Genomic DNA, 24,543 nt, shown 5'->3' with positions numbered 1-24,543 from the left:
TGCGAATGGCATCACTGCTGTTTATTATGACGACGAAAATAGTTGGATGGGTGGACGAAAAGGCGAAGTGTACGAGTAGGGATTGTGATTAAATATTTTCCTTTGAAATTACAAATTGTTCATTCAAATCTGAACTCGATATGACAAGCGTTTCACAATCCCTGCTGATACTGTGCGGAACCGAAGGCTCTTGTTGCTGAAGACGGATGGACGAATGTAGCGAGCGGAATGAGGTAAAGAGGGATGAAGTGGCAAGTGCCGTTGGTGAGACTTTACCCGTACCACTCTTTACTTATATTACAATTAGATGAGTTTGGTGCTGGTTTTGCCTCGTGAACTTTCATATGTAATGGCATTGGCACACAATTACCAAATATTAAAGCTTCGCCTGGAACCTTTTGTTTACTCTTTTTTGAATAATCAGCTAAGAAAAACGGCAATACCGAGTAGATATATTTTACAGTAATCCGTGCGATAATTGGAGCCATTCCATTTTTAGCTCTGGAGGTTTCCAGCCAAAATAGCAGACTAAATGCTAACCGTGATTTCATAGTTGTCGTCTTAAAAGTTATGAAAACTTCTCGACGAATGTCAAATCAACTATTTAAATAAAAGCGTTTTACAGCTTATTCGGTTAGCACTTTTCATTTTTGAATTTGCTAACCCAATTGATAACCGAATCGGTTGGTTTTCGATGCTATGGAAAAAACTCCAATTTTATAAAGCCTCATTTTTCGGGATGACAGGATTTATAGGATCCTTTTACATCGCATTGTTTGCAATTAGCTACCGGCCACGCTTAATGCGTGTCTGGACATTTTCTGTATTGGTCTTATGCTCGAGGTTGAGCTCGGCAACGACCAACACAAAAAATGCCCAACAACTTTCGTTGTCAGGCATCTGTTTGTCGGGATGACAGGATTTACAGAACCCTTTTACATCGCATTGTTTGCAATTAGCTGCCTGCCACGCTTAATGCGTGTCTGGACATTTTCTGTATTGGTCTTATGCTCGAGGCTGAGCTCGGCAACGACCAACACAAAAAATGCCCAACAACTTTCGTTGTCAGGCATCTGTTTGTCGGGATGACAGGATTTGAACCTGCGACCACATGACCCCCAGCCATGTACGCTAACCGGACTGCGCCACATCCCGAAAAACCAACTCGTCGTTGGTGCGCGCAAATCTAATATATATTTGACACACCAGTCAAGACTTTGGCGCAGGTTTTTGCCAACTTTTATTCGGGTGAATCAAACATATTGATACTCACTTGCTTCATTGTGTTTACAAAATTCTTCCACTCGTTTTCTAACCAGTTTTTGCTCTCAGCATTGACTTCCATCGCCTGATCTTTGGCTTGTTTGAACAATCGGCTTTCAGTGGCGGTTTGTGGCCCCTGCCTGCTGCCGATATAGCTTGCCGCACTATACACACGATTCATTACAGTGATTTCAGGATTACGGGTGATGCCCTGGCGGTCATCTGGCGTTCCAAAATACTTATTCTGTAAACTGTCTATTTGCTTAATCAATGAATCAGTGCTTTTAATCTGGTTTTTAAAGCTATTTTCATCCTGTTGTTTCAGTAGCTTTTTAAAATTGGATGCGGTCTCCTTATTTTTTGCGAGCAAGCTGGTCACATCGTTGATTTCCTGGAGGAGTTTGTTCAATTCATTCTGGGCCTCACGTTGCTGTATCCTGTCGGCCATGCTCATTTCATCAATTCTGGGATCTTCTTCTACTCTTATTTGACTTTCATCTTTAATTTGGTCATTATAAACCAATTCTGCTCTGTATGTGCCAGGCAGAACAGTTTGTCCCGCTGGTTCACTTTGAGATTCCCGGACCCGACGTGATGGACGTTCGACTCCTTTCTCTCGCAAGCGCCAGTTCCATTGATAGATACCTTTTTCCTTAGGTACTTTGCGCTTGAGGGTACGTATGAGTTCATCAGCCTTGTAAATATGAAGAAATAGGGAATCGACTTTGGTGGTATCAGATGATGCCTGAAGTTCGTTATCATAAAAGAATTTGAATCGGCCTGCGCTTCCTCTATTCTCACCATTAAACATGGCATCCGCTCCAAAACGACTACCAGTAGGTTGCTGATTTCTGGCCAGATAGGCCACGGGTGGTTCAAATAGGGCAATTGGTTTTTTTGAATTGGTAGGTGTTTCCGCTTTCGCGAAAGCGATAAATGGAGCCAAATCATCCAATACCCAAGCTGCTCGACCAAAAGTACCAATCACCAAATCATCTTCCCTGGGGTGGATGACTAAATCCTTAACCGAAACTGTCGGAAAACCATGGGTGTATTTGGACCAGCGATTACCAGCATCAAAACTGACGTAGAGTCCGTCGTCTGTCCCCAAAAACATCAAATTATTTTCCTCTGGATGTTCAATAATGCAGAGGGCATAGCTCAGGGTATCCTCAGCATCCACAATTCTGGTCCAAGATTTACCGTAGTTGGTGGTCCTGTAAGCATAAGGCTCATAATTGAACCTGCGATAATCATTGGCCACCAGTAGGGCGTGGCCTTTTTTGGTTTTGGAAGCTTTGATCTGGGCAATCCAACTTCCCTCTGGTAGACCTTTGAGTCCTTTGGAAATATCCTGCCATTGACCTCCACCATCTTTACTCACGTGTACGCGTCCATCATCTGTCCCTACATAAAGCACATTTCGCTCTGCTGCGCTGGGTTCAATGACCAAAATAGTGGTATGGTTTTCTGCTCCAGTGGCATCCATGGTCAAACCTCCTGAAGCCGATTGTTTTTGTTTTTCAGGATCGTTGGTGGTCAGGTCTGGGGAAATCACTTCCCAAGTAAGCCCCTTATCCGTAGATTTATGTACAAACTGACTTCCAAAATATAAGGTGGCACTGTCAAATGGATCCATGTTTATGGCAGCGTTCCAGTTAAATCTTAATTGAACCTCTGGATCTGGGTGTGTAGGTCTTACACTATAATTGTTACCCGTTTGCCAATCGTATCTGCTGACAAATCCCTGCTGGCTCATAGAATAGCCAAATCTGCTGTTTTCTGGATCTGGAACTACGTCAAATCCATCGCCAAAACTTATTTCTTGCCAATAACTATTGCGTATTCCCTGTGCACGCCAAACATAGGCTGGACCTCTCCAGCTACCATTATCCTGCATTCCACCATACACATTGTAGGGTATATCATTGTCCACATTGATGTGGTAGAACTGGGCTACAGGTAGATTACCAATAAACCTCCAATGCTTCCCTCGATCACGGGTAATGTTGAGTCCGCCGTCATTCCCATCGATCATAAATTTTCCATCTTTGGGATGTATGTACCAGGCGTGGTGGTCCGGATGAACGCCATTGTCCACACCATAGGCAGGCATGAGTTGACTAAAGTTTTTACCACCGTCTTCAGAAACGTTGACATAGGTAAATACAGAATATACTCTGTTTTCATTCTGTGGATCGACAAAGATATCCGAGTAATAGAAAGGCCTATTGCCAATATCACTCTTATCATTGATTTTTTTCCAATTGAAGCCGCCGTCCGTCGACTTATATAAGGCATTCTTTTTGGATTCAATTAAAGCGTAGACCACATTGGGATCGCTGGGAGCAATGGCGATACCTATACGACCTAATTCTCCTTTAGGTAAGCCTTGTTCATCAGTCAATTGCTTCCAATTTTTCCCTCCGTCGTGGGTCATATAAAGGCCAGAACCTTTCCCTCCAGAATTAAAAAACCAAGGATCGCGTTTGTGTTCCCACATGGCAGCGATAAGTTTGTTGGGATTTTCCGGATCCATGACCAGGTCGGCAGCTCCGGATTTGTTATTGGTGAAAAGAATCTTTTCCCAGGATGTTCCACCGTTTGTTGTCTTAAATATACCTCTTTCAGGATGTTCCCCCCACGGAGAGCCGATTGCGGCTACATAAACTGTATTGGGGTCTGTGGGATCGATAACCACTCTATGGATGTGTCTGGTATTTTCTAAACCCATCAATTCCCAGTTCTTTCCACCATCCATCGATTTATAGATGCCATAACCACCATTCAGAGAATTACGTGGGTTCCCTTCACCAGTACCTACCCAAACAACGCTGGGATTGGACTGCTGAACAGCTACAGCACCGATGGAGGCAGTAGCTTCCTTTTCAAAAATAGGCTCCCAGGTAATTCCAGCATTCGGCGATTTCCAAAGTCCGCCGCTGGCTGTCCCAGCATAGATAATTTCTGGATGGTTTTCTACCACATCAATGGCGGTAACTCTTCCAGACATACCCCCAGGACCAATGTTGCGAGGTTCAATATTTTCAAAAAGCTGGAGGTCAACTTCTTGTCCAACAAGGGTTTGTGCTGCCAGTATAAGGAAGCCGACTAATATTTTGTTCATATCTATAGCTATTAAAAGTCTAAAGATAAGATCTAGGTTACAAAATACAGGGAGGTTGGACAGGCTTATCAGTCCTGTGCTATCTTGTCAAAGGCTTCTTTGTTCAATATCAGTAGATTTTCAGATTCTAAATCCAAGATGGAAACATAATCCTTATGAACTACGATATGTTTTTTAACTCCAATATAATCCTTATACAGCAATAAGGTACAAACATCCGTCACATCTATAAATGCTGAATTCACATGACTGTGTAAACTGGTGATTGTATTTTGCTGCTTTGTGTAGTCGTAGGGAATTAAGCTATTGTGCAATGCCGTGGCTTGCGTAACCTGATTATCTTCATCAAATTCCAGACGATAATCATTACCGATCAGCATCTTATTTTCTGAGGTTCCAGAAATGATGTAAACTTTTTTATCTCCTCCGTAATTCAGCGGTATAAAGTTGGGGTTGACATCGTTGTAATATTTATAAATTCCTTCTTTATTATTTAAGTAGTGATTCACAGCTGCTTTGCGCATGTCATATAAGGTGGCTTCAGGATCTGAAATCATCAGGTTTTCCGTGACACATTGAAGACTTTCTGGAGATGGAACATCTTCAAAGAGATATCTCGCCAAAATTTGATATTCTTCTTGGCCATAAAAAATAGTGGCCACGTTGCCCAGATGATTCAAATAGGAAAAATACCCGACTATTTGCTCCTTTTGATCTGGGAAGTTTTCAAGGAAATGGTCGGTAGCGTGCCATGAGGCTTTTTCTAATTGAAGCAATAACTTGGCTTCAGCCATAATTGAATCGGCCTTTTTTTCAAGGTTTTGCGCTGTAACTACAGGCCCGAAAAGCACAAATAGAAGAATTAATTTTTTCAAACTGGTTGGTTTTGGTGTTGAAAATAGGAATTTTAACCTGACTACATTATGAAGATGCTATTTCTTTCTCCAGGGCGGGTTTTTTCGATGGGTTCCAGCGCGAAAGAGAATTAAATGGTGACCGTCGGGATCCCTGAGATGTGCCTCTCTCCAAAGCCAGGTTTTATCCTCAGGAGCCGAATCAAAATGAATGCCTTTAGACTCGAGAAACGCTACTTTTTCATCGATGTCAGCACATTCAAAATAAACTTTTATACCATTCCCTTGAGTTACCTTGTCCACGCGGGTAAGACTTAAAGTGGCCTCTCCTTGCGGCAACTCTAATCTCGCATAATCATCGTGGGTATGGACGATACAGTTCAGCCCCAGTTGCTCATAAAAGCTAATGGATACAATAACATCGGTTACGGGTATGGTGATTTGATTTAAATTCATCAATCCTGTCCATTATCCCAGTTGGCATCGATCCGACTCAAGTCAGAGGTTTGTTTGAAGACCCCATATTTGGCGTAATAACTCCCGTCAGGTTGTATAATAACATAATTGCCGCAAATCTGTGCATGAGCAAACAAATGATCACGCAAGAAACTCTCCCTATCTTGAAACACTTGTTCTTTCTGTTTCAGGTATCCTGTTTCACTAATAAAAAACTGCTCTACGGTTCGTCTTTTCTCCAGGGTCTTGATATAGGTAGGTTGATTGAGGTACTTTTCGTCACAAGCGGAAGTATCCTCGGTCGGAGCGATAAAATAATGTAGCACTAACGTATTAGCTTTCTCTACGGTCTTTCCAGTCAAACGTCTCACATAGGCTCGGATTTCCTTAAGTTCAGTTGTTGATAGCTGGCCTTTCTCACGGATCAGTTGTAAACGACCTACAAATGCGGTATCGCTTTCGCGAAAGCTATGGGTATAACCAAAGGACCTTATTTTTTTTTCAAAATCCTTTTCCATCATGGGCTTCCCCAAATGATCAAAGAAGTACATGGGCTTCTCGACAGGCAACTCCTGTCCAAAAGCCTTGAATTGAAAAAGAGAAGCGATCAAAATAAAGCTGAAAATCGTAAAGCTTTTTAACATTTTAGAGGCAGACATAAGTGATGAAACAATGGCTAAATTTAAGCATGATCCTATGGCCCATAGTTAAATATTAGCGATATTTTTTAGTCTAGATTTTTCCACATTTGGTCACCCAGCGGGCGCAGGCGGTTACTTCCGGTAAATTCCTCATAATCGATCTGCAGTGCAGAAGATCGCTGTGATCTACCGTTCACCATGATATCATTTAAGCATTCGGCCAATAGTGGTTCACTAGGGTCTCCCAAGGTTCCTAAATTTTCTAAATCCTCCCGTATAGCTATATCTGGCGCCAGACCATCAATATAATCTGTATTACCTGCCGAATTAACACTTTTCAACACCAGGGGCTGCATGGCATATCGATGAGAAGGGTTCGCGCCGGATCTTCTAAAGTCTGGACTGTCATATAAAGTAATGCTGGCTTGAAACTTTCCTGCCGTATCATCACCCACTTGTACCACATTGATATATGGATCCAGCGAATTGATTACGAGTTCGCTGGCGCTGGCGCTACTACCGGTGGTGATGATGTGTACTTTGGATAGATTTAGGCTATTCAATGCATTACCTGTCGAGGTTTGGTCTGCAAAAAAATTGACCAGCAAATCCGGGTCCTGCATCGCTAATTGTGCTTGAATATCTGGATTCCATTCCTCGGTAGAGAAAATGTCGGTCGTGGGGTTACCACTGATCAAGCTTCCCAAAATGATTGCAGTATTGACCGATCCTCCACCATTATATCTTAAGTCCAATACTAGGTGCGTTACACCTTGTGCCTGAAAATCTGCAAAAACAGCATTGAGATCACCGTCAAACTGCGATAAAAAGCTATTGTACATGAGGTAACCGATTTTCAGTCCGCCTTGATCAATCACACGGGTAACATGAATAGGGTCTTCCTGAACTACTTCCTTGACTAAATCTATTTCTGTTCCGATAGCAGTGGTTACGCCATTATTAAGGCTAGCAAGACCTATGGTATAATTATCCTGTGCCAGTAAAGTCCTAAAATTTTCTCTGGTAAGTCGGATGCCATCAATGCTGTTGAATACCATACCGCGAACTACATTTTGTCGGTCGGCGCTGGTATTTGGCAAGACATAACGCACATATCCGAAAACATCAGTCATACTACCTGTCTCTGCCACCAGTCCAAACTCCATCCCATTGTTCAGGGTATTTCCCGACAGAATGTTTTCCAATGCCACATAATCACTGACTAGAACACTAAAGCGATCTACGCGATTCGGATCAAACAATAAGGACTCAAAAAATTCTTCTGGCCTTTCAAATTGTTCGTGATAACTTTCCAATTCGCTGGTATTGGCAAAACGATCATCTGCCAGCACTGGAATTTCAGGTTTGTAGAGGTAAAAGGCATTCATGCCTCTGTAAATAAAATTTTTGACAACTGCATCACTGGCAAATACGTCATCCCGATCATCAAAACAACTAGTTACGCTGGTGCCGATCAATAAAAGAAGTAAGGAAAAACCTAGGAATTTTTTCATTTTCATCGCTGATTTGGAGTAAAAATAGGTAAATAGCATCACAAATTCATCAAAGAAATGATAAGCTTGATACTCCTAATTCTAGCACATGAATTTCAATTTTCGGGCCAAATTGTTAAAATTGATCAGCTTTGGTAACAAATGAAGGAGACTCTCGTCATGCAAGTATAACCAGAACAATGAACCAAAAAACTTTTATCAAAACCTTTCAGGAGGTACAACCCAAAATGTACTTTCTCTCCAAAAGGCTGCTTACTTCCCATGAGGAGGCTGCAGACGCGGTGCAGGAAGTTATGGTAAAATTATGGGAGAAACGTACACAGTTGAAAAAGGTAAAGAACAAAGAAGCCTACGCCATGCAAATGGTCAAGAATTTTTCATTGGACCGATTGAAAAGTAAACAGGCCAGTCATTTAAAAATCGTTCACAGTAATTATGACAGTGAAGATTTAAATGCTCAGGACCAACTAGAGAGGCGTACAGAAGTGAAAATGGTACGGAAAATGATTGCAGAGCTTCCTGAGCAGTACCGCAGTATTTTGCACCTCAGGGATATTCAGAATTATGATTTTGAATCCATTGAAACCATTATGGACATGAAATCCACTGCGGTAAGAGTGGCTTTGAGCCGGGCCAGAAAAATGCTTAAAGAAAAAATAGAAGAACATTATAAAACTGAAATCGCATGAACGATTTATTGCATAAATATTGGGAAGGTCAGACCAGCCTGCACGAAGAACAGGAATTGCGGGACTACTTCAATGCTGGGAATGTAGCTCCAGAGCACGAAGTCTACCGTAGTATTTTCAACAGTTTTGAGTTGGAACAACAAATGCAGGAAGGCACGTATGACGCTTTCGCGAAAGTGAAAAGAAAAAACGCGCTGGACCAGCAACAGAATGCACGACGATGGAAAGGACTGGCCATAGCTGCAGGCTTTGCTTTGCTGGTCGCTGCAGGTGCAGGACTCTATGACGGCCCTGTTTCCTCGGATAACAAAGATTTGGGAACAGTCGCCAATGCCGAAGAGGCTCGAGAAGAAACCTTGAAAATGCTGGAAATGGTAGGCGATCGCCTCAATAAAGGTAAACGTAAAATGAGCCCAATGAATACCTTGGAAAATAAGACTACAGCAGTCTTTAATTTAAAATAATAACAAAACCTCAATCACAATTTAAATAAGTCAACATGAAAAAGTTAATGCTTACACTCGTAATGGTAATGATGGCATTGCCAGTTCTTGCCCAGGATGCCTTTGAGAAAATGGGAAGCCTGAAAAACATCTCAGAAACCGTAGTTACCAAAGATGCCTTTGAGCTTTTGGCAGAGATCGATATGGATATTCAAGATGAAGGCATGAAAGCTGGAAAGGAACTTCTGGACAGTTTGAAAGATGCTAGATTCTATGAAACCAGTAATCCTGATAGTGCCAGAAAAATGATCGACATGGCCAATGCCTACATCAGTTCAAATGGTCTTGTCAAACTCATGAGCGTAAAGGAGGATGATCAAAACTTTAGTTTTCACGTCAAGAGGGCTTCAGACAAAAAGGTAAAAACCCTAGTCATGGTCATTGATGAAACCATGAACACGGACAATCCCGAAGCTATTGTCTTGAAGATTTCGGGAAATATTGATTTGAACCAGATTTCCAAAATCACCAAAATGATCAATGTACCTGGACAAAAGCAAATTGAAGAAGCTACCAAGGACAAATAAGCCGTGATTACACAACCAACACCATTAAAAAACCACATTATGAAAAACCACTTGATCAAAACAATTTTTTTAGCACTCGCCCTGTTGGGAGTGATGTCTTGTGAGTCGGATCCAGCACCTACGTTGCAAAGCTATATTGTCGAGAGCGATGAAAAAGATGGATTCATCAGTACTTCTATTCCTAAAGGAATTTTGGGTATAGATGGTAGTGAAATGAGCTCCGAGTCCCAAGCCGCCTTCGAATCGGTAAAGAAAATTAATGTACTGGCTTTCCCGCTGAACGAAAACAATAAGGCCACTTATGAAAAAGAAAGTGCCGAATTGAATGATATTCTGAAGAGTGAAAGGTATAAGACACTCATGACTCATAATAGGGATGGCGTGAAAGCAAAGTTCCTTTATGAAGGCGATGCAGATTCTATTGATGAAATCATTGTTTTTGGAACATCAGACGAGATGGGAATGGGGATAGCCAGAATTATTGGTGACGACATGAATATTAGTCAGTTGATGAAAATGATGAAAGAGCTGGAAAATGCAGATGTAGACACCAGCATGATGAAAGGAATTCTTGGAGATCTGGGTATGAATAAGAGAGGCGACAAGATAGACAACGAGCAGGAATTGCAACAAACTGTGGAAGAGATACAAGCTGATATCGAGGATTGATATCCATAAATCTAAATACTAGAAATCGGTAGGTCAAGGCCTGCCGATTTTTTTTATGCAAGAAAAGGTCTTATGCCTGAAATGCAGTAGGATATTTTATATTTGCACGCCTTTTGACCGGGTCTTGTTAATTAGTCCAGACATCAAGGTCTAAAGTCGCTAACTCTAGAAATCCATAAGAATGAAAGCCGGAATCGTAGGACTGCCTAATGTAGGTAAATCAACACTTTTTAACTGCCTATCCAATGCCAAGGCACAAAGTGCCAATTTTCCATTTTGTACCATTGAGCCTAACGTAGGCGTGGTCAACGTACCTGACCCCAGATTAAAGAAATTGGAGGAGCTGGTCAATCCAGAAAGAGTGATTCCAGCTACAGTCGAAATTGTAGATATCGCAGGTCTTGTTAAGGGCGCCAGCAAAGGGGAAGGGCTGGGAAATCAATTCCTGGGAAACATACGTGAAACCGATGCCATAATTCATGTTTTGCGTTGCTTCAACAATGACAACATCGTTCATGTGGATGGAAGTGTTGATCCTATCCGCGATAAGGAAACCATTGACATTGAACTACAGCTCAAAGATCTAGAGACTGTCGAAAAAAAACTGGAAAAGGTCAAGCGAGCCGCGCGAACAGGTAATAAGGAAGCGATCAAGGAAGAAGAGGCGCTTGTCAAAGTTAAAGACGCTTTGGAATCAGGAATTTCTGTTAGAGCGGTCGACTTAAGCGAAGAAATCAGAAAAGAATATATCAAGCCTTTACAATTTATTACGGATAAACCTGTCCTTTATCTGTGCAATGTAGATGACGAGGCAGCGGTTTCAGGTAATGACTATGTAGATCAGGTCAAGGAAGCAGTAAAAGACGAAAATGCAGAAGTTTTGGTACTTGCGGTAGGTACAGAAGCAGACATTACTGAGCTGGAGGATTATGAAGAGCGTCAGGAGTTTTTGGCAGATATGGGTCTGGAAGAACCTGGTAGTGCAAAGTTGATCCGTGCTGCTTATAAACTGCTAGATCAACAAACCTATTTTACCGCTGGAGAAAAAGAAGTACGTGCCTGGACCGTTAAGATAGGTGCAACCGCACCGCAGGCAGCAGGTGTCATTCATACCGATTTTGAAAAAGGTTTTATTAGGGCAGAAGTGATCAAATACGACACTTATGTAGATTACGGCTCTGAGGCCAAAGTCAAGGAGGCTGGAAAGCTAAAGGTGGAAGGTAAAGAGTACATCGTTCAAGATGGAGACGTCATGCATTTCCTTTTCAATGTATAAATACCTATTTGTTACACCCTCATCGAGCTGAAGTAACCCATAAAAAAGCCGCGTTGATAAGTCACGCGGCTTTTTTGTTTATAATGGTAAAGAAAATTTATCAACCCTCAGCCAAAAATCCTACATTCAGGCACTTTTCGCTCCAATAACGACTCAAAATTTTCTAAGTTTTCATTTTTATGAGGAATAAAAAATTTAATGTAGTGCGGATAGCCTAGGCTGTGAATTTCGTATTTCTGCCATCGAAAGCCCATGAGTTTAAAACTGGCCATGGTACACTGAACACGGGTAATTTTTTGTAAGGGCACACTTATTTTTTCTTTTTTAGAAATAAAATAAAGCCGCTCCAGGTCATAATAAAGATTATAGGTTGTCCGGTAAAAATGTCTCAGCAAGATCAGGCTCAGCGTAAGGATTGTTGATAAAATCAGTATCATCCACCACGTTTTCCTTTCTATTCGCATAGGTCGGTGGTGAGTGGATTCAGGTATGTATTCATTGATGAGTTGATAAGCAATAAAAAGAATCAAAGCGCTGCAAAGAAATATCCATAATAATCTAAAGAAACGTCTGCTTTCATTTAAGATTTGGAGACCTTCAGACTTATACATTTCCCCCAGATGCAACTGCCGAATATTTACGCTTCCTCCACCATAAATACAACAGACCAAAACCGCTGATCAGCAGTAATGGCAGTAACACATTGATCAATTGCCATTGCAGGCGGGTGCGGCTTACTTTTTGGGTGTCCAAAAACGGTACTTGGATGTCCTTGTTTCTCAATTTGATCAATCCGGTATCGTCCAACAAATAATTTACTGTATTCATCAAAAACTCTTTGTTGCCATATAACGAACCGGTGCGGATATCGTAGCCTAATTCAGTCGCTCTTCCGCGATCTACTTGATTTTTCAATACATCACCATCGGCGATGAGAACAATGGCACCTTGCTCTCCCTGATCCCTGGAATTAGCGAGCTCAAATGGTTTGACCCTGTTTTTGTAAGCGCTGGTAAATTGTCCCTCTGCGAGTACAGCCAGTGGGAGGTGGGACCTCGAGTAAGCTGCTGGATTGTCTTCTTGTTCCAGTTCTAATAGAGACACAACAGCTGGAAGCGTTAGTACCTGTGTTTGATCAGAGCTAGAGAGTAGTACCGTTTTTTTAATATCATTGGCCAAGGTGTCAATGCTTCCAGTATATTCAAATCGCACCTCCTCCAGGTTTTTTGTAATAAATTGAGCGGTCTTGCTGGTATCCGGCGATGACTTTGAAATGGGGTAGTAGGGCCAGGGGTAAGCCTCATATTGGGTATTGCGACCTTGACCGACAGCCAGCGCAATGGGGCCATGTCTTAAATCTTTCACCAAGCCTCGATTCAAGCGCAATCCATACCTGAATAACATATCGTCCAGATTCAGGTCTCTCGATAATGGATAAGCTTTAGCTTCTGCATTGGATAAGCTGTCATTTTCCATGACAATCGGATCGACTGCCATCAATAGTTTTCCACCCTGCATCAAATATTGGTCAATAATATATTTTTTCGTTTCACTATAAGCTTCGGTAGGCTTTGGGTCAACCACGAGGTCAAATTTGCTGAGAGAAGCTAGTACTTGCTGCGGTTGTATAGAATCACTGGTGTTAACAAACTCGATACCAAAAGGTGCCGCACTATAATACTCCTGCAGGGACAGAATAAAATCCCGGATCTGTATATCCTTTAAGGTACCGCTGTCTCTTAGAAAGGCAATAGTTTTGGTTTTGGGTTGGGAAGCCTTTCTGATGGCATCTGCAAATTGGTATTCCAGTTGTTGAATACTGGAGTTGACCCTCTCTTCAGTCGTTGCTCGAGCCACGGTTTTAAGAAGAGGAACGGGTGTTGTTTCACCTTCATATAAGATCAAGGCATATGGAAATATGGTAAGATTGGTATTGGAGCCACCTTCCTGAATCGTCGCTACGGCACCTTTGACGCCAAGCTCGTTAAGCCGTTGGGTAATTTGTTGGGTTTCTTGCGGGCTGGCATCCTCAATGGGATTGACAAAGTTGTATTTTAGATGAGGATGGATGGCTGCCATCTCTTCCAGGAATTGTCGGGTCTCCATTTTTAATTTGCGGAATTCTCCCGGGAGTTCGCCGTCTAAAAACACATCAATTACGATGGGATGGTAGGCTTCTTCCAGCAACTTAGTGGTGGTAGGGGATACGGTATAGCGTTGGTCCCTGGTTAAGTCAAAACGGGTAAAAAAGTGGCTAGACAAAAAGTGTATGATCACCAATAGGACGATAAGTATGAGGATGTTTCTAATATTTTTTTTCATCTTATCTTTTACTAAGTAAGGTTTTAAGGCTTATTTCGCTTAAAGCGAAAAAAAGTACAGCGACACTCAAAAAGTAAATCATATCCCGCGTGTCAATTACTCCTCTGGCCATACTTTCATAATGATATTTCAATCCCAGTGCCGAAAGGCTATCCGAGTCGGCAACGAGGCCCTGTAATCCCTCAAAGCCAAAGTACATGACAAAGCTCAAAGCAGCAGCCAAAAGAAAAGCAACAATTTGATTGGAAGTCAGCGTAGAACTAAATATGCCGATTGCGGTGTAGCTCATGGCCAACAACAGGGCGCCCAAGTAACTCCCAAGAGTACTACCATAATCCATATTATAAGGTGTTTCTCCTAAAACGCTGATGCTCCATACGTAAATAAGAGTGGGTACGAGCGCCAAAACGATCAATACCAGTGCAGCTGCATATTTTCCCCCTACCAATTTTCTGTACGAAATCGGTCGTGTTACGAGCATTTCGAGTGTACCCAAGTTGCGTTCTATTGTAAAGCTGCGCATGGTGATGGCAGGTATGAGGAACATAAAAAGCCAGGGTATTAAAAGAAAGAAGGGGGCTAGCTCAGCAAATCCGTAGTCCAATATATTGTATTCACCCTTGAAAACAAATACAAAAAGGCTAGTCACCAGCAGGAAAATACCAATCACCAGGTAACCGGTTAGGCTAGAAAAGAAACCTCTAAGTTCTTTAATAAAAATGGCTTTCATGCTAGGCTGTGTATTTTATTTACGGAATAGGCTTTGGGCTGTTGGTCAAATAAAACCTTGGTAGCAGGCCATACTTTAGCAAACAACGCACTATGACGGTAATTATTGAGTGCCGATTCATTTGACCAATGACTGTAAGTAAAAAAACGTTGTTTGTCGATCGTATCCTGGTAGAGTTCCAAAAATGTACAACCTGGCTGATTCCGGATGGCCTCTTTATGTTCTTTAAATAATAACTTAAAGGCATCGATATCATGGGCATTAAAATGCATGTGGACAATACGTACAATCATGAGTCTTTAAAGGTTATGATCACCGGAACATTAATTTTTAAACCGAAAAGCGAACTTGCGCTTCCGACGGTTAGCGGATTGGATTTATAGGTAGCCATTTCCAAATAGCCGGCACTATTGAAAATGACGAGCCCCTTACCATCCACGTCCCGTTTTTTCTCTTCGTCTTCAAAGTTAATGATATCGCTATACTGTTTGAAGATTTTGGTAAATCGTTCGTTTCGGGCAGATATTTCAAACGCCCTACCTTTACCCACTGTATCAAAAATCTCCTCAGATATATTGGTCACCGAATTTCCGTAATTGTCAATATAAATGACTTGTCCGTAAATGCTATTGCTGCTATCAGAGACTTTGGGTTGTACGCCTGAAATAGCGCGGATACGCGACAGAGGTTTTCCGATTACTTCCAGTGTTCCGCCTCGAGCGATATGACAAGCCGTACTGACAAAAGCATCGAGGGTGGTAAAATTACTGGTGATGCGGTCATGTATATTGATCTCTACTAGTTTTTCAGGTCTCAATTTGTTCATGATCAATGCAAGTACACCATTATCTGCACAAATAAAATAATGTCCTTTAAGTAATACGGCAATATGAATGTTTTCAGGGGTGTGTTCTGCATCCACCCCTATGATGTGAATGGTGCCTTCTGGAAAGGAGTGATAGGCATTTTGTATGATGTAAGCTGCTTCGGCAATGTTGAAAGGCGTAACATCATGCGATATATCCACAATGGTGACTTCCTTCAATTCCTTATAAATCGCCCCTTTTACCGCTCCCACATAGGGATCTTTCCAGCCGAAATCTGTTGTTAAGGTAATTATGGCCATACGGAATTGAAAAACTGTTAATTAATTGCTGGTTAAAATCCGATCGGTCTTGCGGCTTGAAGAACAAATTTTATTACATTCAAACACTGGTTTGACCTCAAACAAAACTATGAAAATTAACACGCAATCTCAGAACTAAAACGCCGCTTTTGAACGAACTTATCATCGACCTGTCAGAATCCAATCCAAGAGAATTTTTTGGAGCCAAAAACAAGAATCTAGCTTTCTTAAAATCCCATTTCCCCAAATTGAAAATTGTGGCAAGAGGTAGTACCATGAAGGTATATGGAGATGAAGAACAATTAGCTGAATTTGACAAACGTATCCAAATGATGTTGACCCATTTTGGTATATACAATAAAATGGATGAAAACGTGATGGAACGATTGCTGACCAGTGACAGCAGCCATGATTATATGGGCAAGGGAAAAGATGAAGTCCTTGTACATGGTAATTCAGGAATGCTGATTCGTCCTAAAACTCCCAATCAGCGCAAACTGGTAGAACTTTGTAACAAGAATGATATGGTTTTTGCCGTAGGTCCCGCAGGTACTGGTAAAACCTATATTGGTGTGGCCTTGGCGGTGCGTGCACTCAAGGAGAAACAAGTCAAAAGAATTATTATCACAAGACCAGCCGTAGAAGCAGGCGAGAACCTTGGTTTTTTACCTGGAGATCTCAAAGAAAAACTTGACCCTTATATGCAACCTATATACGACGCACTAAGGGATATGATTCCTGCAGAACGTCTTGCCGCTTACATTGAAAAAGGTACCATTCAGATTGCGCCATTGGCTTTTATGAGAGGAAGAACACTGGACCAGGCTTATGTGATACTGGATGAATCTCAAAACACCACCCACGCGCAAATGAAAATGTTTCTGACGAGAATGGGTAAGGATGCCAAATTCTTCATTACTGGTGATCCTGGGCAGATTGATCTGCCCAGGAGGGTCACTTCTGGACTCAAAGAGGCTTTGTTGATCTTGAAGGATGTCAAGGGTGTGGGTATGATGTATTTGGACGATAGTGATGTGGTCAGACACCGTCTGGTAAAACATGTCGTGGCAGCTTACAAACAGATTGAAAACAGGAATTGATTCGGATTATTGATCTAAGGATTGTTTTATCAACTGATAGGCTAATTAGCGCACTATATATGCACGTTGCGGCTCTTGGCCAAAGTTATTTGTTTTCATTTTTCAGAAAATGAATGCTGATGATATCCAGTCAATAACTTCATTTAAATTAATTGCTCAATGTTAGTTGAGGCAACTGAAAAATCTGCAAATTTGTGCAGCAATCCAAACCATTAGAGGCATGCCATCATTACCTACAACCATCACAGGGACAGATTTTGATTTTCCCGGACAACAAAAAGTATACAAAGGAAAAGTCAGGGAAGTGTATTATCTGGAGGATCAATTATTAGTGATGATCGCCAGTGATAGACTCAGTGCCTTTGATGTGGTGATGCCTAAGGGGATACCTTATAAAGGGCAAATTCTCAACCAGATCGCTACTCAAATGATGAAGGATACCGAAGATATTGTTCCCAACTGGTTGCTGGCAACTCCTGACCCTAATGTAGCCATCGGACATCGTTGTGAACCTTTTAAGGTAGAAATGGTCATTCGTGGGTACTTGTCTGGTCATGCTGCCAGGGAATACAAAAAGGGTAAAAGAGAATTGTGTGGTGTTTCCATGCCAGATGGCATGAAAGAAAACGATAGATTTCCTGAGCCAATCATCACTCCTGCTACAAAAGCAGAAATGGGAGACCACGATGAAGACATTTCCAAAGAGGAAATTCTACAACGCAAAATTGTCTCTGCCGAAGATTATGCCGTACTAGAAAAATACACCAAGGCGCTGTTTCAACGTGGTACCGAGCTTGCCGCAAAGCGCGGATTGATTCTGGTGGATACCAAATATGAATTTGGAAAAACACAGGATGGAACAATAGTATTGATAGACGAAATTCATACACCAGATTCTTCCAGATACTTTTATGCCGACGGGTATCAGCAACGTCAGGACAACAATGAACCTCAGAAACAACTCAGCAAGGAATTCGTTCGACAATGGTTGATCTCCAATGATTTTCAAGGTTTGGAAGGGCAGCAGGTACCAGAAATGAGCGATGAATATATCCAGGGTGTGAGTGATCGCTACGTCGAACTTTATGAAAGGATCACTGGTAGAGACTTTGAAAAAGCCGATACCTCTGATATATCAAATCGCATCGACACCAATGTTCGCCAGTGGCTGTCGCATAGATAGTAAAGCATTGGACAAATCGTCAATAATTATTTTTCGAAAGGAGGATTATACATCGAACAGCATATAGGCTATTTCTTTTATCCAACATCGTTAAACGATTTAGTGGCAATCGTTAACAACTTCTAAAGCCTTGCTCAATATGCGTTGAGGTATCGTAATTTTAAAAGAAAAACATGATTACGACCATCAATCCCTATACAGGAAAGGAAATCGCACAATATAACGAACTCACAGAATCTGAGATTCAGCAAAAATTAGATCGGGCACAACAAGCTTTTCAAGATTGGAAGAATACCAGTTTTGACCACCGTGCCGAAAAAGTTAAAGAAGTTGCTCGTCTGCTGAAATCAAATACGGATTACTACGCGCAACAAATGACAGAGGAAATGGGTAAACCTATCAGTCAGTCGCGTGGCGAACTTGAAAAATGTGCATGGCTCTGTGAGCATTATGCAACAAAGGCACCTGAATATCTGGCCAGTGAATTTATAGAAACGGAACACCTCAAATCCTATGTGTCTTACGAGCCGCTAGGTGTGGTGCTGGCCGTAATGCCGTGGAATTATCCCTATTGGCAGGTATTTAGATTTATCATTCCTGCCTTAATGGCCGGTAACGTGGGTGTATTGAAACACGCAAGCAGTGTGATGGGTTGTGCAGAACGTATAGAGCAGCTTTTCACCACCGCAGGTTTTCCAAAAGGCTGTTTCCAAAACCTGGTAGTTTCCAGCGACCCGATTGAAGGAGTGATCAAAAACGAGATCATCAAAGCAGTGACGCTTACCGGTTCCAAACCAGCAGGTAGTAGTGTAGCGGCGACAGCTGGTGGTGCAATCAAAAAATCTGTATTAGAACTGGGAGGAAATAATGCACTTGTAGTTTTTAAAGATGCCGATTTGGATGATGCTGTTGAAAAGTGTGTGGATGCCAGGTATCAAAATACCGGACAAAGCTGTATAGCAGGTAAACGCTTATTGCTAGACGAAAACATTGAAGAAGAATTCATGAAAAAGTTCACCCAGAAGGTGCAAGAATTATCAGCTGGAGACCCAATGGATGATGAAACCTATATTGGAGTCATGGCCAGAGAAGATCTTGCCGAGGAATTAGAAGAGCTCATGAATGATTCTCTGAATCAAGGTGCACAATTAAAACTCGGCGGAAAAAGAGACAAAGCCTTTTATGAACCCACTATATTAACTGATGTAACAGAAGATATGCCCGTTTTCACGGAAGAAACCTTTGGACCGCTGATTGCTGTAACCACATTTTCTACCGAAGAGAAAGCTATTGATATGGTCAACAACTCAAAATTTGGTCTGGGGGCCAGCCTGTTTTCGACAGATGTAGACCGCATGGAAAAGTTATCCCATAAAATTAAAGACGGAGCCGTTTTTATCAATCACAAAGTAGCCAGTCATCCAGCATTGCCTTTCGGCGGAACTGGGATTTCTGGTTATGGACGCGAACTCTCAGCTTTTGGGATTAGGGAATTCACCAATATTAAAACAGTAGTGATTGCTTGATTTGATCAAATCAGTCATTGAATTAGAAGTACCATTGCCGTACATTAAACAGGAAACAGAAGAACTTGAATCCAAAAAAAAGCCTGTCATCGAGGGAATGACAGGCTTTTAGCGTTAAAAGGGATTTAATTTATTTTTTGATGAATTTGGTAGTCAAACTATTGTTTTCATCATCAATGCGAATCAAATAAACGTTTGGCGTCAATTCGCTCACCTCAATAGTACCTTGATTCACCTTACCAGACCGCACCAATTGTCCGCTCAGGTTAAAGATTTGATAGGTAGCTGCCGAGCCACTGGCAGTCGTAAATAACTCAGCTCCACTTACTGGGTTCGGGTAAATACTAATCTCATTTGGAATGTTAACCTTGACATTTGAGATGCTTCTGGCAGTTCCGCATTGACCAAGGTTCTCCCAACCTGCAGGTTGAAGTTCAAAGAGATAATCTTGATAAACTACCCTGTCGCCAACACTGTAATTTTGGTTGCTGTTGTAAGCAGGTACACCAGCACATTTGTCTATGTTACCGCTAGAGATAGCTAAATCATCCACCGCGATGTCCCCTTGCCATGAACTAGACGTATTGACGACCAATCTCAAGTTCACATCACTTCCAAGATAGGTGGCAAGATCTACACTCGCGGTACGCCATGCAGCTCCCTGATCTCCTGATACATCAAAAATGGTGGCATAAGCACCTCCTGTGCTGGCCTGAACCCTAAGTCTTCCTACTGCATTTCCAGTCATCTGGTATTTGAAACTCAATACTGCCGCAGATTGAGATGTAAGGTCGAAACATGGAGAATCCAGAATGGCCGTCTTATTAAAGTTAGGGTCAGAGGCTTCTACATAAATATAGTAACTACCTTGAGCCGCTCCAGATGGTCCTGTGCTGCTGGATGGTGTCCCGCCAGAACGCAGGCTCCAGTTGTGAGAATCGCTGCTATTTTGCGTCCATTGTCCCAAGGTGTTTTCAAAACCTTCAGCATATGGGAAGCTACTGACTCCATTGGTACAGGAAGATCCACCACCGCCGGTAGAGGCATTGCGCACTTCAAACGCATCAACTGCAATATCTCCTTGCCAGGATCCAATGGTGTTAACCACCAATCTCAATTGACCTACTTTTCCAGCCAGACTGGCCAGTGATGCTGATGCAGTCTTCCAGGCGCTGCCTTGATCACCACTTTGGGTGAAGATGGTACTCCATGTATTGGCAGTACTTTCCTTGGCTTGCAAACTTAAAGTTCCCACCGCGTTTCCAGTCATTTGATATCTGAAACTCACTTCTGGGCTCGATACGCTGGCAAAGTCAAAACAAGGTGCATTTAAAATCGCGGTTTTATTAAAATTAGGATCAGAAGCTTCTACATACACATAGAAAGAACCTTGATCTGCACCAGACGGTCCAGTACTCGAAGAAGGAGTACCTCCTGAACGCAGCGTCCAATCATGGGAATCACTGGTGTCTTGAGTAAATCCGCTCAATCCGTTTTCAAATCCGTTGTTATAAGGGAAGCTGTCGATGGTTGAATTACATCCAGTTCCGTTTCCACCACCTGATGGAGGAGTACATTTAGTCGACTGTGCTAATCCAGAATGAAAACCTCCGTTAAGTAGGGTAGCTCTCATTCTTGCTTTTTGACCTGTGGTAAACAGATTCATACAAGCGTCATCTGAGTAATCCATATAGTTCTGTACCATATCAGAAGAACCACAAGAGATGCTTCCTACCTGGCATCCTGCATTGGCGGCATCTGATTCAGGCGTATCGCTTACAAAATCATCGGCTCCACAAGGACCATCACCCCAAATGTGGCGCAGGTTCAAGAAGTGTCCTACCTCATGGGTGGTTGTTCTACCACCATTGAAAGGTGCAGAAACCGCGCCGGTGCGACCAAAATAGTTGTAACCCATTACCACACCATCGGTGGCGCGATTACCTCCAGGAAACTGTGCGTATCCAAGAATTCCTGGTCGTCCATTACTATTCAGTGCACTTACCGTCCACATGTTCAGGTACTGGGTGGTATCCCATGGATCGATACCTCCTGTTGCCGAACTTTTCATTCTGTTTTCTACCGTGTTCCAAGTGGTAACGTTAGATGCCTTTCTGGTGATACCGTTGGTAGGGTTGCCGTTGGGATCCTGTTGAGCCAAACAAAATTCAATTTGCATATCTGCTGCTTGAGACCAGGTATTATCACGGTCGGCATTGAGGCGTCTAAAGTCTTCATTCAATACATCGATTTGTGATTGTATTTGCGCATCACTGATGTTTTGGGTAGAGTTGCCATACAATACATGAACAACTACAGGGATAGTAATGATTGAACCGTCGATCGCTTTTTGGATCATCAATTCATTGGCCCTGCGCTGGGTAAATTGTTCGATGCGTTGCATGTTGCGCGCCAAGGTTGGATTTTGAGATTTGGCCAATTCCAAATCGTCATGTGCGGAACAGGTACGTTGAGCGAGTGCCATGGAAGACAATAACACTGCACCTAGAACCAGTAGAGAAGTAAGGGTTTTTTTCATTCTTTTGTTTTAATATTAAAAATGGTCAGCCGAAAATATAATTTATTGTTAAAAACCAAGTATTCACACGCGTTATATTGCGAATCAATCAGTGGGAAGCTCCAATTTTTGCTAGTTTGATAATCCGCATAAAACCCAGTCAGCTACTAGGGTAATTGGTTTATTTTCAAAAACTTAATCTCGAAATCAAAACACGCTATTCTTCCCAAATGTTAATGATTTAGCACTTTATTTTAAAAAGTAATTATGATGTAGTTTGTCGATGTTTGTAATGTTTAAAGGGGTTAATAGCTATTTGGGCATTGATATCCATCTCCGGTAGAATTAAATATTGTTGATCCTGGTGGGTAGGAAGTCATACAGCTTTGCTACAAAACACGAGTTAAGACCAGAGGTGCAGAAAAATCATAAACAATGATTGATTTTATTCACAATTGAAGGTTTAAACCTGTTAATTAAAAAACAAAAAAGCTGAATGGGAAAGGAGGCAACAATACTTATATTTCAAGCTACGACAGATGGAAGAATTCATGGACGGAACTACTAAATATACCGAAGAAAATATCCGCTCGCTCGATTGGAAAGAGCACATCAGAATGCGTCCTGGGATGTATATAGGTAAGCTGGGAGACGGATCTAGTGCCGATGACGGTATCTATATTCTTTTAAAAGAAGTCATCGATAACTCTATTGATGAATACGTAATGGGCGCTGGAAAGACGATAGAAGTTTCTATCCAAGGTGAGCGCGTCATCGTGCGTGATTATGGTAGAGGTATTCCTTTGGGCAAAGTGGTAGATGTGGTCTCCAAGATGAATACAGGTGGGAAATACGATTCCAAAGCCTTTAAGAAATCAGTGGGTCTGAACGGAGTGGGGACCAAGGCGGTGAATGCGCTCTCGACCTATTTCCGGGTAGAGTCGAGCAGGGATGGACAAAGCGCCAGTGCTGAATTTGAACGCGGCGAACTTACCGGAAAGGAATTTTTGGATGAAACCTCCAGACGTCGCGGTACCAAGATGACTTTTGTCCCAGATGCCGATATCTTTAAAAACTTCAAGTACCGTCCAGAGTACGTTTCACGTATGTTGAAAAACTACGTTTACCTGAACCCTGGGCTCACCATTATTTTTAATGGTGAAAAGTACTTTTCGGAAAACGGACTTAAGGATCTACTCAGTGAAAAGATCAACGAGACCGACCGTTTGTATCCAATCATTCACTTAAGAGGTGAGGATATCGAGGTCGCCATGACCCATAGCCGTACCCAATATTCTGAAGAATATCACTCTTTTGCCAATGGTCAGAATACGACCCAAGGAGGTACCCACCAGGCTGCCTTTAGGGAATCGGTGGTTAAAACCATACGCGAATTTTACAACAAGAATTACGACGCCAGCGATATACGTAAATCTATTGTGAGTGCGGTAGCCATCAAGGTCATGGATCCGGTTTTTGAATCGCAAACTAAAACCAAGCTGGGTTCTACCGAGATGGGAGGCGATTTGCCTACAGTGCGCACCTTTATCAACGACTTTATTAAAACCAAGCTGGACAATTTCCTTCACAAGAATCCCAAAACTGCTGAGGCGCTTCAAAAGAAGATCATTCAGGCAGAAAGGGAACGTAAGGAATTGAGTGGTATACGCAAGCTAGCCAGGGACCGTGCAAAAAAGGCGAGTTTGCACAACAAGAAACTTAGGGACTGTAGAGTACACCTGGGAGATACTAAAAAGGAGAATAACCTGGAAAGTACACTTTTCATTACCGAGGGAGATAGTGCGAGTGGATCAATTACCAAGTCCAGAGATGTCAATACCCAAGCGGTATTTTCACTGAGAGGTAAACCCTTGAATTCTTACAACATGAGCAAAAAAATTGTTTATGAAAACGAGGAATTCAATTTGCTCCAGGCAGCATTGAATATCGAGGACAGCTTGGAAGACTTGAGATATAATAAAATAGTCATTGCAACGGATGCCGATGTGGACGGAATGCATATACGCCTGCTGCTCATCACGTTTTTCCTTCAGTTTTTCCCAGAATTGATTAAAAAAGGCCATCTGTATATCCTGCAAACTCCTTTGTTTAGAGTGAGAAATAAAAAGGAAACCCGTTATTGCTATACGCCAGAGGAACGCGCTAAAGCCTTGGAGGAACTGGGCAAAAACCCAGAAATCACAAGGTTTAAAGGATTGGGTGAAATCAGTCCAGACGAATTTGTTCATTTCATAGGAGAGGACATGCGATTGGACCCCATCATGCTGGACGATGGCATGAGTATAGACGAATTGCTCGAGTTCTACATGGGTAAAAACACGCCAGACCGCCAAGAGTTTATCATCGATAACCTTAAGGTAGAGTTGGATGTGGTAGAAGATGGCACGGTGATATAAAACTAAATAGAACTATGAGGTGTCCGCTTTCGCGAAAGCGATAACTGCCTCATTCAAAATAAATAAACAGACAATTCTTAAACCTCAATCGGAATTTGGTGT

20 protein-coding genes and 1 tRNA gene are annotated in these 24,543 nt (G+C 42.0%); 9 read left to right on the top strand and 12 right to left on the bottom strand.

Annotation, left to right across the window (positions count from 1 at the left end; all coding sequences use genetic code 11):
• Window positions 1-272 precede the first annotated feature (272 nt).
• From EGM47_RS09915 to EGM47_RS09885, 7 genes are all read right to left on the bottom strand, one after another.
• Complete coding sequence (locus tag EGM47_RS09915; protein ID WP_124980654.1) at window positions 273-551, bottom strand: hypothetical protein; 279 nt, start codon at window positions 549-551, stop codon at window positions 273-275.
• A gap of 529 nt (window positions 552-1,080) precedes the next feature.
• Window positions 1,081-1,155 (bottom strand) — tRNA-Pro (locus EGM47_RS09910).
• An 85-nt stretch (window positions 1,156-1,240) separates the two neighbouring features.
• Window positions 1,241-4,390: a WD40/YVTN/BNR-like repeat-containing protein gene (locus EGM47_RS09905; protein WP_124980653.1), complete on the bottom strand. Its 3,150-nt coding sequence runs from the start codon at window positions 4,388-4,390 to the stop codon at window positions 1,241-1,243.
• Window positions 4,391-4,458: 68 nt separating this feature from the next.
• Window positions 4,459-5,265 (bottom strand): hypothetical protein, encoded by an 807-nt coding sequence (locus EGM47_RS09900; RefSeq protein WP_124980652.1) that lies wholly within the window; start codon window positions 5,263-5,265, stop codon window positions 4,459-4,461.
• Window positions 5,266-5,322: 57 nt separating this feature from the next.
• Complete coding sequence (locus EGM47_RS09895) at window positions 5,323-5,700, bottom strand: VOC family protein (RefSeq protein WP_124980651.1); 378 nt, start codon at window positions 5,698-5,700, stop codon at window positions 5,323-5,325.
• Window positions 5,700-6,359 carry a hypothetical protein gene (locus EGM47_RS09890; protein WP_124980650.1) on the bottom strand — a complete coding sequence of 220 codons (660 nt, stop codon included), beginning with the start codon at window positions 6,357-6,359 and terminating at the stop codon, window positions 5,700-5,702. The genes EGM47_RS09895 and EGM47_RS09890 overlap by 1 nt, the downstream gene beginning before the upstream one ends.
• Before the next feature lie 68 nt (window positions 6,360-6,427).
• Window positions 6,428-7,855 carry a S41 family peptidase gene (locus tag EGM47_RS09885; RefSeq protein ID WP_124980649.1) on the bottom strand — a complete coding sequence of 476 codons (1,428 nt, stop codon included), beginning with the start codon at window positions 7,853-7,855 and terminating at the stop codon, window positions 6,428-6,430.
• Between the two features lie 179 nt (window positions 7,856-8,034).
• Between EGM47_RS09885 and EGM47_RS09880 the strand changes: the two genes are divergently transcribed.
• The 5 genes from EGM47_RS09880 (at window position 8,035) to ychF (ending at window position 11,519) form a co-directional block, all read left to right on the top strand.
• Window positions 8,035-8,544 carry an RNA polymerase sigma factor gene (locus EGM47_RS09880; RefSeq protein WP_124980648.1) on the top strand — a complete coding sequence of 170 codons (510 nt, stop codon included), beginning with the start codon at window positions 8,035-8,037 and terminating at the stop codon, window positions 8,542-8,544.
• A complete protein-coding gene (locus EGM47_RS09875; RefSeq protein WP_124980647.1) occupies window positions 8,541-9,008 on the top strand; it encodes a hypothetical protein in 468 nt (155 codons plus the stop codon). The genes EGM47_RS09880 and EGM47_RS09875 overlap by 4 nt, the downstream gene beginning before the upstream one ends.
• 35 nt (window positions 9,009-9,043) lie before the next feature.
• Complete coding sequence (locus EGM47_RS09870; protein ID WP_124980646.1) at window positions 9,044-9,574, top strand: DUF4252 domain-containing protein; 531 nt, start codon at window positions 9,044-9,046, stop codon at window positions 9,572-9,574.
• Between the two features lie 39 nt (window positions 9,575-9,613).
• Entirely contained in the window at window positions 9,614-10,243 is a 630-nt protein-coding gene (locus EGM47_RS09865; RefSeq protein WP_124980645.1) for a DUF4252 domain-containing protein, read from the top strand.
• A gap of 181 nt (window positions 10,244-10,424) precedes the next feature.
• The gene (gene ychF / locus EGM47_RS09860; RefSeq protein ID WP_124980644.1) at window positions 10,425-11,519 is read left to right on the top strand and encodes a redox-regulated ATPase YchF; all 1,095 of its coding nucleotides are present in this window, start codon (window positions 10,425-10,427) and stop codon (window positions 11,517-11,519) included.
• A gap of 603 nt (window positions 11,520-12,122) precedes the next feature.
• Here ychF and gldG read toward each other — a convergent pair.
• Genes gldG through EGM47_RS09835 form a run of 4 tightly spaced genes read right to left on the bottom strand, consistent with a single transcriptional unit; the run spans window position 12,123 to window position 15,697 of the window.
• On the bottom strand, window positions 12,123-13,841 hold the full coding sequence (gene gldG, locus EGM47_RS09850; protein ID WP_124980642.1) for a gliding motility-associated ABC transporter substrate-binding protein GldG: 1,719 nt from the start codon (window positions 13,839-13,841) through the stop codon (window positions 12,123-12,125).
• A gap of 1 nt (window position 13,842) precedes the next feature.
• Entirely contained in the window at window positions 13,843-14,571 is a 729-nt protein-coding gene (gldF, locus tag EGM47_RS09845; RefSeq protein ID WP_124980641.1) for a gliding motility-associated ABC transporter permease subunit GldF, read from the bottom strand.
• Window positions 14,568-14,864: a putative quinol monooxygenase gene (locus EGM47_RS09840; protein ID WP_124980640.1), complete on the bottom strand. Its 297-nt coding sequence runs from the start codon at window positions 14,862-14,864 to the stop codon at window positions 14,568-14,570. Before EGM47_RS09840 ends, gldF begins: the two co-directional genes overlap by 4 nt.
• Window positions 14,861-15,697 (bottom strand): SAM hydrolase/SAM-dependent halogenase family protein, encoded by an 837-nt coding sequence (locus EGM47_RS09835; RefSeq protein WP_124980639.1) that lies wholly within the window; start codon window positions 15,695-15,697, stop codon window positions 14,861-14,863. The genes EGM47_RS09840 and EGM47_RS09835 overlap by 4 nt, the downstream gene beginning before the upstream one ends.
• 149 nt (window positions 15,698-15,846) lie before the next feature.
• On the opposite strand from EGM47_RS09835, the gene EGM47_RS09830 reads away from it, so the two are divergent.
• The 3 genes from EGM47_RS09830 (at window position 15,847) to EGM47_RS09820 (ending at window position 19,506) form a co-directional block, all read left to right on the top strand.
• A complete protein-coding gene (locus EGM47_RS09830) occupies window positions 15,847-16,797 on the top strand; it encodes a PhoH family protein (RefSeq protein ID WP_124980638.1) in 951 nt (316 codons plus the stop codon).
• A gap of 220 nt (window positions 16,798-17,017) precedes the next feature.
• Window positions 17,018-17,980 (top strand): phosphoribosylaminoimidazolesuccinocarboxamide synthase, encoded by a 963-nt coding sequence (locus EGM47_RS09825; protein WP_124980637.1) that lies wholly within the window; start codon window positions 17,018-17,020, stop codon window positions 17,978-17,980.
• A 173-nt stretch (window positions 17,981-18,153) separates the two neighbouring features.
• Complete coding sequence (locus EGM47_RS09820; protein ID WP_124980636.1) at window positions 18,154-19,506, top strand: NAD-dependent succinate-semialdehyde dehydrogenase; 1,353 nt, start codon at window positions 18,154-18,156, stop codon at window positions 19,504-19,506.
• 130 nt (window positions 19,507-19,636) lie between these two features.
• Here the strand turns inward: EGM47_RS09820 and EGM47_RS09815 are convergent, their stop codons facing one another.
• The gene (locus tag EGM47_RS09815; protein ID WP_124980635.1) at window positions 19,637-22,045 is read right to left on the bottom strand and encodes a M43 family zinc metalloprotease; all 2,409 of its coding nucleotides are present in this window, start codon (window positions 22,043-22,045) and stop codon (window positions 19,637-19,639) included.
• A 530-nt stretch (window positions 22,046-22,575) separates the two neighbouring features.
• On the opposite strand from EGM47_RS09815, the gene EGM47_RS09810 reads away from it, so the two are divergent.
• On the top strand, window positions 22,576-24,441 hold the full coding sequence (locus EGM47_RS09810) for a DNA topoisomerase IV subunit B (protein WP_124980847.1): 1,866 nt from the start codon (window positions 22,576-22,578) through the stop codon (window positions 24,439-24,441).
• Window positions 24,442-24,543: the final 102 nt, after the last annotated feature.

Source organism: Nonlabens xiamenensis, assembly GCF_003865345.1.
Lineage (GTDB): Bacteria > Bacteroidota > Bacteroidia > Flavobacteriales > Flavobacteriaceae > Nonlabens > Nonlabens xiamenensis.
This window is presented reverse-complemented; position numbering and strand designations above follow the sequence as displayed.